15 protein-coding genes are annotated in these 16,327 nt (G+C 39.6%); 11 read left to right on the top strand and 4 right to left on the bottom strand.

The genetic code is table 11. The features are described from left to right. Both pstC and JOC34_RS16130 read right to left on the bottom strand, forming a co-directional pair. A complete protein-coding gene (gene pstC / locus JOC34_RS16135) occupies positions 1–957 on the bottom strand; it encodes a phosphate ABC transporter permease subunit PstC (protein WP_205137809.1) in 957 nt (318 codons plus the stop codon). A gap of 480 nt (positions 958–1,437) precedes the next feature. Beyond that, the gene (locus JOC34_RS16130) at positions 1,438–2,403 is read right to left on the bottom strand and encodes a PstS family phosphate ABC transporter substrate-binding protein (RefSeq protein WP_205137808.1); all 966 of its coding nucleotides are present in this window, start codon (positions 2,401–2,403) and stop codon (positions 1,438–1,440) included. An 888-nt stretch (positions 2,404–3,291) separates the two neighbouring features. On the opposite strand from JOC34_RS16130, the gene JOC34_RS16125 reads away from it, so the two are divergent. The 7 genes from JOC34_RS16125 to JOC34_RS16095 all read left to right on the top strand — a co-directional run bounded on the left by JOC34_RS16125 (position 3,292) and on the right by JOC34_RS16095 (position 9,279). Continuing rightward, positions 3,292–3,909: a DUF47 domain-containing protein gene (locus tag JOC34_RS16125; protein ID WP_205137807.1), complete on the top strand. Its 618-nt coding sequence runs from the start codon at positions 3,292–3,294 to the stop codon at positions 3,907–3,909. Positions 3,910–3,922: 13 nt separating this feature from the next. Beyond that, positions 3,923–4,921 (top strand): inorganic phosphate transporter, encoded by a 999-nt coding sequence (locus JOC34_RS16120; RefSeq protein WP_205137806.1) that lies wholly within the window; start codon positions 3,923–3,925, stop codon positions 4,919–4,921. Between the two features lie 140 nt (positions 4,922–5,061). Beyond that, complete coding sequence (locus JOC34_RS16115; protein ID WP_205137805.1) at positions 5,062–6,228, top strand: TraB/GumN family protein; 1,167 nt, start codon at positions 5,062–5,064, stop codon at positions 6,226–6,228. 36 nt (positions 6,229–6,264) lie between these two features. Next, positions 6,265–6,546: a hypothetical protein gene (locus JOC34_RS16110; protein WP_205137804.1), complete on the top strand. Its 282-nt coding sequence runs from the start codon at positions 6,265–6,267 to the stop codon at positions 6,544–6,546. A 515-nt stretch (positions 6,547–7,061) separates the two neighbouring features. Further along, positions 7,062–7,679, top strand: coding sequence for a TetR/AcrR family transcriptional regulator (locus JOC34_RS16105; RefSeq protein ID WP_205137803.1), 618 nt, complete (start codon positions 7,062–7,064; stop codon positions 7,677–7,679). A 46-nt stretch (positions 7,680–7,725) separates the two neighbouring features. Further along, the gene (gene spx, locus JOC34_RS16100) at positions 7,726–8,145 is read left to right on the top strand and encodes a transcriptional regulator Spx (protein WP_205137802.1); all 420 of its coding nucleotides are present in this window, start codon (positions 7,726–7,728) and stop codon (positions 8,143–8,145) included. A 234-nt stretch (positions 8,146–8,379) separates the two neighbouring features. Continuing rightward, positions 8,380–9,279: a putative RNA methyltransferase gene (locus JOC34_RS16095; RefSeq protein ID WP_338062691.1), complete on the top strand. Its 900-nt coding sequence runs from the start codon at positions 8,380–8,382 to the stop codon at positions 9,277–9,279. A gap of 56 nt (positions 9,280–9,335) precedes the next feature. On the opposite strand, the gene uraA is transcribed toward JOC34_RS16095, so the two are convergent. After that, positions 9,336–10,601 (bottom strand): uracil permease, encoded by a 1,266-nt coding sequence (gene uraA / locus JOC34_RS16090; protein ID WP_205137801.1) that lies wholly within the window; start codon positions 10,599–10,601, stop codon positions 9,336–9,338. Positions 10,602–10,941: 340 nt separating this feature from the next. Here uraA and JOC34_RS16085 point away from each other — a divergent pair, with 340 nt between their 5' ends. Next, positions 10,942–11,502 carry a chromate transporter gene (locus JOC34_RS16085; RefSeq protein ID WP_205137841.1) on the top strand — a complete coding sequence of 187 codons (561 nt, stop codon included), beginning with the start codon at positions 10,942–10,944 and terminating at the stop codon, positions 11,500–11,502. After that, positions 11,499–12,026, top strand: a complete 528-nt coding sequence (locus tag JOC34_RS16080) for a chromate transporter (RefSeq protein ID WP_205137800.1) — start codon at positions 11,499–11,501, stop codon at positions 12,024–12,026. The genes JOC34_RS16085 and JOC34_RS16080 overlap by 4 nt, the downstream gene beginning before the upstream one ends. Positions 12,027–12,068: 42 nt before the next feature. On the opposite strand, the gene JOC34_RS16075 is transcribed toward JOC34_RS16080, so the two are convergent. Then, on the bottom strand, positions 12,069–12,689 hold the full coding sequence (locus JOC34_RS16075) for a TetR/AcrR family transcriptional regulator (RefSeq protein WP_205137799.1): 621 nt from the start codon (positions 12,687–12,689) through the stop codon (positions 12,069–12,071). A gap of 227 nt (positions 12,690–12,916) precedes the next feature. Between JOC34_RS16075 and JOC34_RS16070 the strand changes: the two genes are divergently transcribed. Together JOC34_RS16070 and JOC34_RS16065 are read left to right on the top strand one after the other, a co-directional pair. Further along, the gene (locus JOC34_RS16070; RefSeq protein WP_205137840.1) at positions 12,917–15,115 is read left to right on the top strand and encodes an MMPL family transporter; all 2,199 of its coding nucleotides are present in this window, start codon (positions 12,917–12,919) and stop codon (positions 15,113–15,115) included. A 284-nt stretch (positions 15,116–15,399) separates the two neighbouring features. Further along, on the top strand, positions 15,400–16,299 hold the full coding sequence (locus tag JOC34_RS16065; RefSeq protein WP_205137798.1) for a LysR family transcriptional regulator: 900 nt from the start codon (positions 15,400–15,402) through the stop codon (positions 16,297–16,299). Positions 16,300–16,327 lie beyond the last annotated feature (28 nt).

Below are 16,327 nucleotides of genomic sequence, written 5' to 3'. Positions count from 1 at the left end.
TTAATATTCCTCCCTAAATCTACGAGAGACATATCTTGCAAGTAAATTCATGATGAAAGTGAAAACAAATAGTGTCATGGCAACAGCATATAAGCTGTAATAGATGGTCGAACCGGCGGGCGCGTCTCCCCCAGTAACTTCGACAATGTATGCCGTCATCGTTTGCATTGACTGCGTGATATCAAAGGTAAAGTTTTTAGAGCTTCCACTTGCAATGGTTACGATCATTGTTTCTCCGATTGCCCTGGAAATCCCCAGTACAAAAGATGCAATAATTCCTGAAAGGGCGGCTGGAATCACAACGCGCTTGGTTACCTCCAGCTTTGTAGATCCAAGTGCCAAAGCGCCTTCCCGCATTGCGTTTGGAACGGAGCTCATTGCATCCTCTGATAAGGATGCAATCATTGGAATAATCATTATCCCCATGACAATACCTGGGCTAAGAATATTTGTTGGTTCAAGCCCGGGAATAAGTTCTCTTAAAACCGGCGTAACGAACGTAAAGGCGAAAAACCCATATACAATCGTTGGTATACCAGCAAGTATTTCCAACAACGGTTTAAACGTTTTTCTTACTTTATCTGACGCATATTCACTTAAATAGATCGCCGTCATCAATCCAATAGGTGCTGCTACAATCATTGCAATCATCGATGAAAGGATGGTACCGATTAATAGTGGTAACACACCGAACTCAGGATTTTGACTCAATGGTTTCAATACCGTTCCCGTGAAAAAATCGACAATAGGTACGATATTAAAGAACATAATTGTTTCTGATAATAGGGTGTAGATAATGCCCGCTGTTGTCAGAATTGAAATGGCTGCAATGCATAAGAGAAATATTGGAATTAATTTTTCCATCGTATTTCTAATGTGCTTTGTACGCTTCTTTTGATCCATCAGTTCTCTGACATTAACCGTGTTACTTATCTTTAAACTATCGTTTTTTTCCATATGTTGGTGCACCTCTTTTACCTTATCAGTTACAAGAAGATAGGAGCTATTATGATTTTCTCATCTTTTATATTTGTATAGTGAACTAACTCAACTTGGCTTTTGATAAATTCTTTTCGTTAATTTTATCGCTTTTTATTATTGTGTTTATATAAACTGCGACATAACAGCTGGTTGTTTTCCGCTCCAAACAACCATCATAATAGTTGAAAGCTAGCTAATATTATACTGTTGTCAAACACTAGGTTAGCGAAGGAAATACACGTAGACTCCTGCGAGGAGGCTCAGCGCGAGCCCGCGGAAAGCGTAGTGTATTTTCGAAGCGAAGATAAAGCATATTTCATTACGTCGCAGTTTTTACCTTTTGTGTAAAAAACAATCCTTTACTTTATAAGGTTGTCAAGGGAATTATTAGAAACACTCTAGGTTTAACTCATCTTACTCTTGAACGTATTTTATTGATACGAAAGTTGAGTTACCTTATTTAAGCCCCTCTAAAAACGAAACATACTCCTCGATTTCACCATGGGGAACTGGTGCAAACCCTGTCTCACCAGCTAATGAATTCGCATTATTCATCGCATAAAGTGCATAGTCTAATACTTGTGGATTCTTTTTCGCATGGTCTACATTTAAATAAGTGAACACAGGACGAGTAAATGGCCCATAGTCACCATCTTCGGCAATGGTATCGAGCGTTGGCTCAACCGGTTCGTTACCGAAGTCCACATGAACTGCTTGCAACTTTTCTTTATTGTTTACATAATAACCAAATCCGAAAAACCCAATTGCATTTTTATCTTCTGCGATGAGATTAACGAGTGTTGAATATTCCTGTTGCAGGTTGATGTTACTTACTAAGTCTTTTTCCTCTAGTATGTTTTCGTAGAAGAACTCATATGTTCCATGGTTTTCATTTGGACCATACGTATTGATTGCTTCATTTGGGAAAGCCGGATCAATGTCCGACCATTTTGTAATGTTGCCATCAGCAAGGAAAATTTTCTTTAAATCATCCTCTGTGAGCTCGGTCGCCCAATCATTATCTGGGTGAATAACAAAAGTTAATCCGTCTAAAGCTACTTTCAATTCTTTTACCTCTATTCCAAGTTCTTCAGCTGTAGCTTTCTCTTCGTCCTTCATTTGACGAGAAGCATCGTTGAAGTCCGTTCCATCTTCTACAAGGAATTTATCAAAACCAGCACTTGTACCTGCGCGACTTACTTCAATTGACACATTTTCCTGCTCGTTTATCATATATTCTTCAGCTAATCTTGCCATTAACGGGTATACGGTTCCTGAGCCATCAATCGTAACATTACCTTCCATTTTTTCATCCGATTCTCCGCTCTCTGTCTTTGTTTCCTTTGCATTTGCCCCACATGCCGTCATTACAACCGCAAGCATAGCGATTACTAAAAACATGAAATACCTTTTGAATGTCATAAAAAATTGCCCTCCCTTTAGGCGCTTTTTAGTTGTAGAGAGTGTCTCTCTCAATTGCTATTCTAGCAGTTGATTATTAAGCCAGTATGAATTGATTGTAAAGGTTTTGTAAATTATGATAATGGTAGGAAATAATCACAACAGTAAAGCAAACCAGCGAAAATAAAAAGCCATTCTAGTAAATGGAATACGCGAGACTCCAGCGGGGTGAAAGGCGAGGCCGCTGAAGAAGTCCCTTACATCAGATTCTATTGTATAAAACGTTGATTTCCACTCCAGGCGGACGCTTTCCGTGGGCAATGCCTCAACTTCCTCGGAAGCATACCCCGCTTCCTGCGGGATTTTCGGACTATTGCTTTTCCCACTGGAGTCGCCGCCTTACGTTCCAATCAACCAGACTTGCTCATAACCATCGTTTTTCAGTGGCTTCGGTGAGACCCCGCAGAGCGTATGGTGAGGGCCGACTAAAACCGTTCTTTGCGAACAACGTCGGCATACCCCTTGTCGGGGCAAGGAGACTCATTAGCCGCTCGCGGAAAGCAAGTGTATTCCATTTGCGGTAATCGGAGCGTTATTTTGTCTCCACACCTTTTTCCAACCATACAATTGTTCATTTCAAGGTTGTAGAAAAAGACTTTTGTAACGTTACACTTGTATGCATTATTTCCCCTTATTAAAGCAAACTAAATATGATATATTAGCAAATAGGATAGGAAAATCTCTTTTGGGAAAAGAAAATGCACGGTAATAAAGGTAACTTTCATAGCACGATTGATGAAATGAAAAAAAGTCATGATTATGCTTTGTTGTTTGTGCAATATATGATAAAAAGGTATATAATTGTGAAATGCTCTATGTATTTCTTAGTTACAAAACGGAGGGTTTAATATGTTCAAGAAAAAGCCGGATAAATTTTTGCTTTATCTCGTCGATTTTGCGCAGCATTTGGATAAAACGGCAGATTATTTTATCCACTTTAAAGTTAAAGATACAGAAACGCTACATGAATTCGCAAGTACGATTAAACGTTATGAATCGGAAGCGGATGATAAGGTACATATGATTATAAAGGAATTGAATGATGCCTTTATTACACCGATCGAACGGGAGGATATCCTTCAGTTAACGATGAATCTTGATGATGTCATTGATGGCATGGAGGAGTTTACAGGCTGGATGGATATTTACGAAATTATGTCCTCCGATAGTTATATCGATGAATTTACGCATTACATATCGAAATGTGCAAAGGAAATTTTAACTTCAATTGAACTAATTGCAAAAGGTCGGTTAGCTGACGTTGAACCACATGCAATCAAGATTAAGGATCACGAAAGCAAATGTGATGATTTATATCGCAAATCAATGAAGAACCTGTTCAAAAAAGAAGATAATCCAATTAAAGTCATTCAATATAAAGAAATTTATGAAACACTGGAGGATATTGCGGACTACTGCCAAAACGTAGCCAGCACACTGCAAAGTATCATCATGAAAAATGCGTAATGAGGGGTAAGTTATGGACGGTTTATTTATAGTCATTCTATTAATAGTTATATTTGCATTGATATTTGATTTTATCAATGGTTTTCATGACACAGCAAATGCAATTGCTACATCGGTTTCAACAAAGGCGCTAACACCAAGAAGGGCAATTATACTTGCTTCCACAATGAATTTCATCGGAGCTTTAACATTTACAGGTGTTGCCCAGACCATTACAAGTGGTATCGCAAATCCATTTGAATTGAATAATGGGACTACCGTTATACTTGCAGCTTTGCTTGCGGCAATTGCTTGGAATTTGATTACTTGGTATTTCGCGATACCAAGTAGTTCTTCCCATGCCCTTATTGGAGGGATCACGGGTGCAGTTATTGCATCTGCTGGATTTGGAGCTATTCAATACAAAGGCTTCATTTCAATTCTTGAAGGCTTATTAATTTCTCCATTTTTAGCTTTTGCAGTGGGTTTTATTGTATATAGTATTATCAAAGTGATTTTTAAAAATAATAATTTGGCTAAGACAAACAAACGATTTCGGATGGTGCAGGTGCTGACTGCAGCAGGCCAATCCTATGCACACGGTACAAACGACGCACAAAAGTCGATGGGGATTATCACGATGGCATTAATCGTTGGAGGTATGCATGAAACGACGGATGTGCCGTTTTGGGTACAGCTTTCTTGTGCGACTGCAATGGCGCTAGGTACCTCTATTGGTGGTTGGAGAATTATTAAAACCGTTGGTGGGAAGATCATGAAAATTCGCCCAGTAAACGGTGTGGCTGCAGATTTAACCGGTGCAGCTGTTATATTCGGTGCAACGCTTTTTCACTTGCCTGTTAGCACGACCCATGTTATTTCGTCTTCCATCCTTGGGGTTGGATCATCACATCGGGTCAAAGGTGTGAACTGGGGTGTAGCTAAGCGAATGGTTGTTACTTGGGTTATCACTTTACCAATTTCAGCATTACTTGGCGGTGCGTTATATTTTGTACTGCTTCCATTTTTTTAAATATCTAAACAGAAAGATCTCCTTCGTGAGGTCTTTCTGTTTATTTGTCTGGGAATCGCTTTTTGTTTATCGTATAATAAACGGTGAGGCTTGTATCAATGTTTTTTACTGAGCTAAGACTTAAAAAAGGAAGGTAACCTATGTCTGGAGAAACGATTACAAGAATCAATATAGATGGCAAAGAAATTATCTTGATCGGAACGGCACACGTCTCAAGACATAGTGCAGAACAGGTCAAGGAAGTAATCGATTCTGAACGTCCTGACGCTGTTTGTATCGAACTGGACAAACAACGATATCAATCGATTATGGAAGGAAGCAAGTGGAAGGACATGGACATTTTTAAGGTCATTAAGGAAAAGAAGGCGACATTGCTTTTAATGAATCTTGCTATATCTTCTTTCCAACAACGAATGGCCAATCAATTTGATATTAAGCCGGGTCAGGAAATGATTCAGGGGATTGAATCGGCAAATGAAACAGGCGCCACGCTTGTGTTAGCTGACAGAGATATCCAGATTACTTTCTCCCGTATTTGGAACGGCATCGGACTGAAGGGAAAGGCTACACTCCTTATGCAGGTTATTGGTAGTATCTTTAGCAGGGAGAGCATCACAGAAGAAGATCTGGAAAAAATGAAAAATGAAGATATGATCAATGCCATGCTGCATGAATTTACGGAATCGTTTCCTAAATTAAAGGTCCCATTAATTGATGAGCGGGATCAGTATTTGGCACAAAAGATAAAAAAAGCACCAGGGGATAAAATTGTTGCCGTTCTTGGGGCTGCACATGTTCCAGGTATTAAAAAGCAAATTCAAAAAGAGCATGACTTAGAACGAATATCCAAGGTGCCACCTAAATCAAAGGTACCTAAGATGATTGCCTGGATCATTCCCATTCTTATTCTTGCAGTGATTGTTTATACCTTCATCGCCAATCCTGCTGCAGGATTGCAGCAGACCATTAGCTGGGTACTGTGGAATGGATCGTTTGCAGGGCTTGGTGCGTTGATTGCGTTAGGGCATCCACTCACCATTATTACTGCTTTTGTTGCAGCACCAATTACTTCTTTAAATCCACTTATCGCTGCAGGGTGGTTTGCGGGAATCGTACAAGCATTTATTCACAAACCCAATGTTGGAGACTTCGAAAACCTGACACAGGACGTTTTCAGTGTAAAAGGTTTTTGGCACAACAAGGTAACCCGTATTTTACTTATTGTTGTTTTGACAAACTTAGGAAGTACAATAGGAACGCTAGTAGGTGGAGCTGACGTCATTCGTTTATTTATAGAAAACTTTTAGTATAACGTATTGGATTGCAAATACTGGAGGGTTTGTATGGAATGGATCGCTAGGCAACAGTATGTAAAAGTACAACGGGAAGTAGACAGTATAGCGCAAAGAGATATTGAACAGGAACGTCTTATATATTTGTATCCAGATAGTGTTGTTACGGAGCATCGAAGCTTTCCAATTCAAGATGTGTTGGATATGTCTTACCGGAAAATTGCCGGTGAAGGCGGATTGCTTTATCTTCATACTGTTGGGGGCGTTTTTTCTTATACGGTGAAGACATCTCCGGCAAATTTTGTTAATGCATTTCGGAACAAATCAAAATAGAAATTAGGGGGCGTATGCAGATGGATGCTGCGCTCTTTTTTGTGTCTGGAGATTACAGATTTCATATGATAGTTTTCTTGATAATAACGTACAACACAGAACGATAGAAGCAAAAGTATTGTCAGCAATTCCATTACAATAAAATTTCCAAATAAATGGACATAGCACAAAAGTCATTTTATTTAAATTGATATTTCCCCAAAAAGTTCATATTGCGTTCATAATTTTATTATATACTGCTTTATGTTAGCCCAGAGAAGTGGGGTTCTGGGTTTATGAGGCATCAGCCAAAATAAATGCGATATATTTATGTTTGTTGGGAATTATAAAGGGAATTGATTATCACAGATTAATGGGCAGTAAAATGAACACACAGCATGGACACCCTTTTGACAAATTTAGAAAAGGTGTTATCGTTGATCACACTCTGAAGCATTGACAAATGACACGATGTCACTTATGATAAGGATAGTAATAAGTGACATCATGTCATTTGTGAAATTGGGGGAAGAGAATTGCCGAAGCAAACATTTTTTAATTTACCTGAAAGTAAAAGACAAACATTAATACAGGCAGCTCAAAAGGAATTTTCTAGGGTGCCAGTTTATCAGGCTTCTATATCTAATATTGTTAAATCAGCTGAAATAGCAAGGGGTAGTTTTTATCAATATTTTGAGGACAAAGAGGATATCTTCTTCTTTATATTAGAAGAACGTACAAAAGAAATCCAGACAAATTTTATGCTTAGTTTAAAAAAATATGATGGCGACATTTTTGACGCGATAACAGAAATGTTTCAATTGTTGATAAAGGGATTACCAAATCAAGAAAAAGGAAAATTTTATAAAAATGCCTTTTTACACATGACACACAAAATAGAAAGTTCATTCTCCATGATCTTTAGTAACAATGAAGAAGAGAATAACTTAGAGGAAATAAGCAAATTAATTAACCGTGAGTGTTTGAACATTACTAACGATCGGGAACTGTATCATATGATGCAAATTCTTACGACAGTGATGTTCCGAAATCTTGTTGAAAGATTTGCAAAGGAGCTTACCCAAGAAGAGGTGATCGCAAGCTACACAATTGAAATGAAACTGTTGAAAGAAGGCCTATATAAAAGGGTATAAATAAATTCGTACCAAATAATTTCCAAATAGGAATGGAGTGCTTTAAATGACAGTAACAGTTTATGGAGCAACTTGTGCCTCGTCAAGGAGATCAAAAGAATGGTTAACAAAAAACGGGATCAATTACATTGACCGCAACATCATCAAAAATCCGCTAACAGTAGATGAATTGCAGGAAATTCTTCGTATGACAGTAGATGGAACAGATGAAATCATTTCAACACGCTCAAAAACGTTTAAGGAACTGGATCTGGACATCGAGTCGCTTCCCTTACAAGAGTTGTTAGAGTTAATACATCAACACCCCAGATTATTGCGTCGTCCTATTATTATGGATGAAAAAAGATTACAAGTGGGCTATCATGAGGATGATATCCGACAATTTCTTCCTAGAACAACCCGTAGAAATCAGATTCTGGAATACTTAGGCTTGACACCGAATTATCTGCAACCAGCAAAAGGCTAATCGAATTTGCTTTTCATAGCTAGCGAGGTACATGGAGTTTACAACAAAACCGTGATTTGCGAATCAGTCACTAAATTCCCAAGTCTGGCAGTCGCTTAAACTGCTGGATATGCCGGGAGTGATTCGTTTTGAGCGGTATTTACTGGTTATCAGTTTATGTGTAAATTGATTATATTTATTCTGTTTTTTGCATACATGTGCTATGCTTGTTTCGGAATAAATGAGGTGTTGTTAATGTCGAAAATGAACAAAAAGGTAAAAAGTGCAACGTATGTAAGTAATTTTGAATCGGTGTTTAAATGTCCTGTTTGCAGTGCTTCAATGCATGTTGTTGCATTGGAAAGTCTTGTGTGTGAAAAAAATCATACATTTGATTTTACCAAACAGGGATATATCAACTTAATGATCAAACAATCGAAGACAAAATATGGTAAGGATCTCTTTACAGAGCGACATAGTCTCATTGCTGAGAAAGGCTTTTTTAAGCCGTTGATGGCCGCCATCACTGATATTATTAATACGCAAAAGAAACAGGGAAATGAGCAACTCTCCCTGCTTGATACTGGTTGTGGAGAAGGTTCTCACTTGGCAGACATTTGCGAGCGGATTTCTATTGGAGAAGACAGCTCGGTCATGGGTGCAGGGATTGATATAGCAAAGGAAGGTATCCTTAGCGCCGCAAAACATTACAGTAATATGATTTGGGCGGTTGCTGATCTTGCACACATACCATTTAAAGATCAGCAGTTTGATGTAATCCTTAATATTCTATCTCCTTCAAACTATACGGAATTCAATCGACTATTGAAAAAGGATGGACTGGTCGTTAAAGTCGTTCCCCGTAGCGGGTATTTAAAAGAATTACGAGAAGCTTTCTTTGCTGAGCCTGAAAAGCAGAACTATTCGAATGCAGAAACGGTTGCCAGGTTTCGTGAATACTTTGAAATAGTTGCTAGTTCAAGGGTTTTTTATAGACAAACGCTTGACCGTTCATCCATTCAATCTCTTGTTAAAATGACCCCGCTTGCTTGGTCTGCTTCAGAAGCACGTGTGGCTTCCTTTTTAGCAAAAGAAACGGCGGAAATAACAGTGGACTTAGAGGTGCTTGTTGGCCGGGAAATGGTACATAAATAACTGTCCTGCGATTTCCGGGTGGCACTGTAAGCCCACTGTTTGTACGCTGTTCAGGTCTACTCGTTTGATAGTTTCAAGAGATCGAGGAGCTTGAAAAATAAGCTTAGAATAACTGCAACAACGGTGGCGAGTCCCATACCACTTAAATCGACTGTGCCAATTTTAAGCGCGGCACCGCTAATTCCAATGGCTAGCACCACGCAAGTCAAAATTAAATTCTGCGAGTTACTGTAATCTACTTTTGCTTCAACAAGCATCCGAATACCACTGGCAGCAATAATCCCGAACAAAAGCAGGGATATCCCGCCCATGACAGGTGTTGGGATGGAGGAAATCAGAGCAGCTAACTTTCCACAGAAAGAGAGAATAACTGCTAATACTGCAGCTCCACCGATAATCCAGGTGGAGTATACACGCGTTATCGCAAGTACACCGATGTTCTCACCATATGTTGTATTTGGTGTTGAACCGAGGAAACTGGAAATAATCGTTGAAATCCCATTTCCGAATAAGGAACGATCAAGTCCAGGATCTTTAATCATATCCTTTTTTACAATATTACCTGTTACGACCAGATGACCAATATGTTCCGGTATTAATACAAGGGCGGCAGGTAAAATAATCAACATGTCGGAAATGTTGAACTTAATTTGGTAGTAGGTTGGGACAGATATCCAAGCTGCTTCTTTTACATTGGTAAAATCGACAATACCATAGAGAAAGGCAATCACGTAACCAGTGATAATACCGAGCAAAATTGGAATTATTTTTAAAAAGCCACGCATGGTAACCCAGTAAATAACAGTGGTTCCGAGTGTAAGCAATGAAACGGTTATCGCGATTGTATTCGGATTTGTTCCCTCTGCTTGTATTAACCCCGCCATATCTGCTGCGGTAGGTACAAGCTCAAGCCCAATAACAGCAACGATTGCACCCATTGCAGCCGGAGGGAAGATCACATCTATCCATGCTGTTCCCGCTACCCTGACGATGAGAGAAATAATCACGAGCGTTAGCCCAACAAGAAAAAACCCGCCCAATACATATCCATAGCCACCACCAGCATGGTTGGCCAACACCGCAGTAACTGGTGAAATAAAGGCGAAGCTGGAGCCAAGGTAGGCAGGGATTTTCCCTTTTGTAATAAAGATATAAATGAGGGTTCCAATCCCGTTCATCAGTAGAATGGTTGCAGGATCCACTCCGAACAAAATAGGCACCAGGACCGTGGAACCAAACATGGCAAATAAATGCTGGAAACTTAATGGTAAACTTTGTAAAAACGGTAGACGTTCATGAACTTGAATTTCACGTGGCTTCATTCTTTTCTCTCCTCGTATAAATAATAGGTCACTATAAATAAAAAAGCATCCTGCCATGTGAGACGGCAGGATGCTTCGTTGTATACAAATATAGATAGAGTCTATCCAACTGCTATGCAATGGGCACAACATTATTTATACGCGCACGATCCTTACCAGCCTCACGGGACTGTTTTAAAGGTCAAATGAATAACTTATTGCTATTATTATTACAAAAAAAGTTACAACATGTCAAGTTATTTCGATCCAAACTATTTAGTGAATTTGTTCTTTTTCTGGTAGACTGTAAGGAGAAACGAAGCGTATAGAATACTTGTAAACTATAAAGGAATGTGATTTTATCATGCAAAAGGATTTATTTATGGCCTTCTTCCGTGCGGGAATGCTCGGATATGGTGGGGGACTTTCAGCGATTCCGCTCATGCATAAAGAAGTCGTGAAAACATATCAGTGGATGGATGATGATGAGTTTGCGGATGTATTAGCACTTGCCAATACGCTTCCCGGACCAATTAATACAAAATTGTCGGGGTATATCGGCTGGCGTGTTGGTGGATTTTGGGGTCTGCTTAATTGTATTGTTGCCACCGTGATACCGACTGCATCGCTAATGATATTGTTGCTCACCGTGTTAAATGCTTATAAGGATGTATCATGGGTCCAAGGAATGGCCAAAGGTGTGTTGCCGATCGCAGGTGTCATGATTGGTGTATTGGCCTGGGACTTCATTAAAAAGTCCAAAACATTAATGGGCTGGACTTCTACCATTATATTTACGGCGATTAGTATCGTAGTCATGCAAGTGTTGGGGATTCATCCAGCATTTTTAATTATCGCACTTATCCTGTCCGCGTTATTTTCTAAGGAAAAGAAAGCAGAAAGTCAGGCGGGTGAATCATGATTTATTGGAAAATATTTCTAGCCAATTTCACATCGAATATATTGGGATATGGCGGTGGGCCAGCAACGATTCCATTGCTTGAGCATGAAGTTGTCAATCGCTATGGCTGGTTTACAACGAACGAATTCAGTGAGATGGTAGCGCTCGGTAATGGATTACCTGGACCGATTTCTACCAAACTAGCTGCTTATATTGGCTTTGAACAAGGCGGAGTTTTAGGATCCTTCATTGGTCTATTTGCATCTGTTGCTCCATCATTAATTATGATGATCGCATTGCTTGGACTGTTGTTAAAATTTAAGGATTCGCCGAAAGTGAAAAGGCTGACGCAAATTGTTCGTCCGACCATCGCAGTACTGTTAGGTGTCATGACATATGACTTCTTTTTTGATTCCTATACGCAGGTTGGCTGGCTTCACACAGGGGTCCTAATTGTCTGCGGATATTTCTTATTGGAAAAAAAGGGTATCAGTCCAGCCTATGTTGTGCTTGGGGCGCTCGTATATGGCGCTATATTCCTCTAATATGTTTGTATTGGAGGATTTGCGCCCTTGATGCATCTCGTATTATTCTTTGGAGATACCTCGCCAGAAGAAATCAATGATGTTTTCTGCAGTTTCCTCAATCGGCGGAGAAATAAATGTGCCCTCTTTCGTATTTCGATCGGTGTCGATTGTTAGCAGTGACATATAAGCGTGGGCTGCAAATATAGGGTCAATCTTTCTTACTTCACCCATCTTCATGGCGTCCTCTAATACATTTGCAATGACTTGGTACATTTGATCCTCTTCTTTTCGTATGGCTTGTGTTTGCGATTCAGATAATGTATTTTTTGTTCCGCGCATGATGCCATCGATATCGATGCTAATTGTTTCGGTTAAATAGGTGATTGCTAACTTTAAGAGTCGAGACTTAAGTGGCTTGTCTTCTACTAAGATTGTCATGATATGACCTCGAATGCGTTCCATCATTTTAATCATGGTCTCTGTATATAACACTGCTTTGGTGTTGAAGTAGTAATATACGGTAGCTTTTGTGATATTGCATTCTATTGCAACATCATCCATGGAAACTTCTGAATAGCTGTGATTAAGAAAAAGCTGTGCAGCCGTTTGCAAGATCAATTCATTGGTTGGTTGTGTTACTTTATGTGAAGGCGGTCTTCCTGGTGAGCGATTTTTTTTCATGCTAATATTCTCCTTGATCTTATTCGACCACAGTATATCATATTTTGTTAGAAAAATTATTTAAAGGATACCCATTGAATATTAACCTTCCAGTATATATAATTATAGTGAAAATGAGATACATATAAAATTTCCATATGTAAAAGCGATTTAAACTTATTTTTGATCATACAATAGTGATGGTTAAAAGTGCTGTTTCATTAGAAAGGATGATGGCATTGAGAAAAATGATCTCGCGCTGGGGTGATATCGTTGCAGGCCCAAAAACACGTTGGGCTAGCTTATTTATTTGGATTCTGTTGGTTGCAGTTGTATCGTTTATCTGGCCACAGGTGAATGATACGGAAACAGAATCCAATCAATTGCTACCGGATGACGTAATGTCAGTCGAAGCTTCGAAAATTTCTAAAGAACAATTTTCCGATGATGCGGGTACGCCATTACTATTGGTTTGGTACCGCGATGGTGGCCTGAAAGAAGACGACTTCAAAAAGGTTCAGGATTTATATGCACAATTGCAGGATAATCCACTGAAACAGCAAGCGTTTATCCCGCCTTTAGATAAAGCTCCTGCTGAAGCATTGATGGAATCTGCATCTGAGGATGGTGAGGCATTAACAACGCCGGTATTTTTTGAAAAAGATGCTTCAACCGAGCAGCTCGGACTGGCATTGGACCAATTACAAGACAGGATTGAAAGCAATGCAGGAAAGTCTATATTAAATGAGGATCTATCTGACGATGGATTACATTTGCGCTTTACAGGGCCTGTAGGAATTCAAACAGATGCTGTTTCTTTGTTTAGTAATGCAGATGTAACGCTATTGGTTTCAACCGTTCTTATTGTATTGGTATTATTGATTGTATTATACCGTTCGCCATTGCTTGCCATTGTTCCACTTGTTGCTGTTGGAATCGCCTATGGGCTGATTAGTCCGCTACTTGGATTAATGGCAGATAAAGGGTTGATCGTTGTGGATGCGCAAGTGGTTTCGATTATGACGGTGCTGCTATTTGGCGCCGGAACGGATTATTGTTTATTTCTTGTTTCTAGATATCGGGATGAACTGCGGATGGAGCCAAATAAATATGTGGCGATGCAAAAGGCAATTAGTGGAACTGGTGGGGCCATTTTGATCAGTGCCATGACAACAGCGCTAGCATTGCTTGCACTAGGGTTAGCGTATTATGCATCGTATGACAGGTTTGCTGTTCCGTTTAGTTTAGCCATATTTATTATGGGGGTTACCAGTTTAACGTTATTGCCCGCCATTTTGGCATTACTCGGTAGAGTTGCATTCTTCCCTTTTATACCTCGTACAGAAGCAATGACAAAAGCATTAGAGGAAAAGAAAGGCAAGCCCATACGTCGTTCTAAGTCGAAAAACAGATTTGGTAAATTATTGGGACGATGGGGTACGGAAAAACCGTGGATCATTATTATTACCTGTGTCGTGTTATTTGGTGGACTCGGTACATTTGTTATGAAGATGGAATTCACCTATGGGTTACTCGATTCGTTCCCTGAAGATATGCCTTCAAGGGAAGGGTTCTCAATCGTCGCGGATCATTATCCACCGGGAGAAGTGGCTACATCCCAAGTAATTGTTCAGACGGACGGAAAGGACATTTCGCTACAGGATGATCTAGCATCCATGTCAATGGTAGAAAAGGTAAGTGATCCACGAACTGGGTCAAAAGACGAATCCTTTCAGGAGTATGAAGTAACGCTTGCAGCGGATCCATATTCCAGTGAAATGGTTGAAAAGATACCAGATTTGAAAAATACAGTATCGAAGCAGCTTGCAAAATCAGGTGTTGAAAATGCAGACGATAAAGTGTGGATCGGTGGGGAAACAGCAACGCTATATGATACAGAGGAAGTAACTAGCCGTGATCAGACACTGATTATTCCAGTCGTGTTGATCGTTGTAGGTCTTTTATTGCTTGCTTATTTACGCTCGATTGTTGCGATGATTTATCTTTTACTAACCGTTATATTATCCTATTTTGCCGCACTGGGCTTAGGCTGGATTATTATTCACTATGGAATGGGAGTACCTGCAATGCAAGGGTTAATTCCGCTTTACACCTTTGTGTTCCTTGTCGCGTTAGGGGAGGATTACAATATTTTCCTTGTTTCAAACATCTGGAAAAAACGTGAAACCATGCCATTGAAACAGGCGATTTCGCAAGGAGTAGCAGAAACGAGCAGTGTGATTAGTTCGGCAGGATTGATTCTAGCCGGAACATTCGCAGTACTGGCCACAATGCCGATGCAAGTGCTTGTACATTTCGGAATGGTGACTGCGATTGGTATTTTACTGGATACATTTATTGTGAGACCCTTACTGGTACCTGCGATAACCACTGTTTTAGGAAGGTATGCTTTCTGGCCTGGACGGCTATGGAAGAAACATGATTAGTTACTATCTCTCTGAAATATATTCCCGATTGTGACGTGAAAAGAAAAAGTGTGATGATGGATTTTCTTTTTGACCACCGCAAATGGAATATACTGTTTGAAACAGATTGTCCTCGATTTTAGAGAGCAATCTGGTTTCTTTTTCTTGGCAGTTAAGAAAGCATAAATACTTTCTTACTGCTTTAGTTTTCTAAACAAACGGTGTATTTTCTTTCAAGCGCTTCTGTATGGTAAACTGTTATCAAGTATCTAAAGAGATAGCAGGATAAAAGGCAGGTGATTTTGATGGAAATCAGGCATTTGCAATATTTTATGGAAGTAACACGAACGGGCAGTTTTACACATGCTGCTAGCCAATTATACATAACACAACCCGCTATTAGCAGAATCATTAAGTCCTTAGAGGAAGAGGTTGGTGCAGCCCTTTTTCATCGATCACGAAAGCAGCTGACATTAACAGAAGCTGGACATGTGCTTTATAAATATGCGCAGGTCATTGAAGAGCAGCATCAGGAGATGCAAGCTGAGTTGGATGATTTGAAACATTTGAAGAAGGGACATATACGAATTGGGCTTCCCTCCATTGTTAATTCGTTTTTCTTTTCCCGACTGATGGCTTCTTTTCATAAGGAATATCCAGAAATCACTTTTCAGTTAGAGGAAGACGGATCAAAGCGCGTGGAAGAAAATGTGATGAATGACAAACTAGATTTTGGTGTAGTTGTGCTCCCTACGCAGCGTGATATTTTTGATTATTATGCCTTTGTAAAAGAAAAATTAAAATTGATCGTCCCGGCCTCGCACCATCTCGCTGATCAACAATCGATCCCCTTATCAGCCTTGAAAGAAGAAGCGTTTATTATGTTTGATAAAGACTTTGCCTTACGGGACAGTATTATGACAGCATGCAAGCACGTAGGCTTTGAACCAAGTGTCATATCAGAGACCTCGCAACTGGATTTCATCGAGGAAATGGTAGCTTCAAATTTGGGCGTATCTTTACTACCTGAAAGCACGTGCAATGCATTAACGAGCAATGTGCAGGCCATTAGTGTATCGGATCCAATGATTGACTGGGTGCTTGCGATTATTTGGAAAAAGGATCATCATTTAACCTATATGAAGAAGGAATTTATCCGCTTTGCCGAGGAAAAACTTGCACAAACAGCAAAGTGGAATGAATAAGAAGGTTTTCTCCGTGATTAAGGAGAAA

Origin of the sequence: Virgibacillus halotolerans (genome assembly GCF_016908515.1) — a bacterium.
Taxonomy (GTDB): domain Bacteria; phylum Bacillota; class Bacilli; order Bacillales; family Amphibacillaceae; genus Virgibacillus_M; species Virgibacillus_M halotolerans.
The sequence above is the reverse complement of the archived record's forward strand: the minus strand, read 5'-3'. Positions and strand labels throughout refer to the sequence as shown.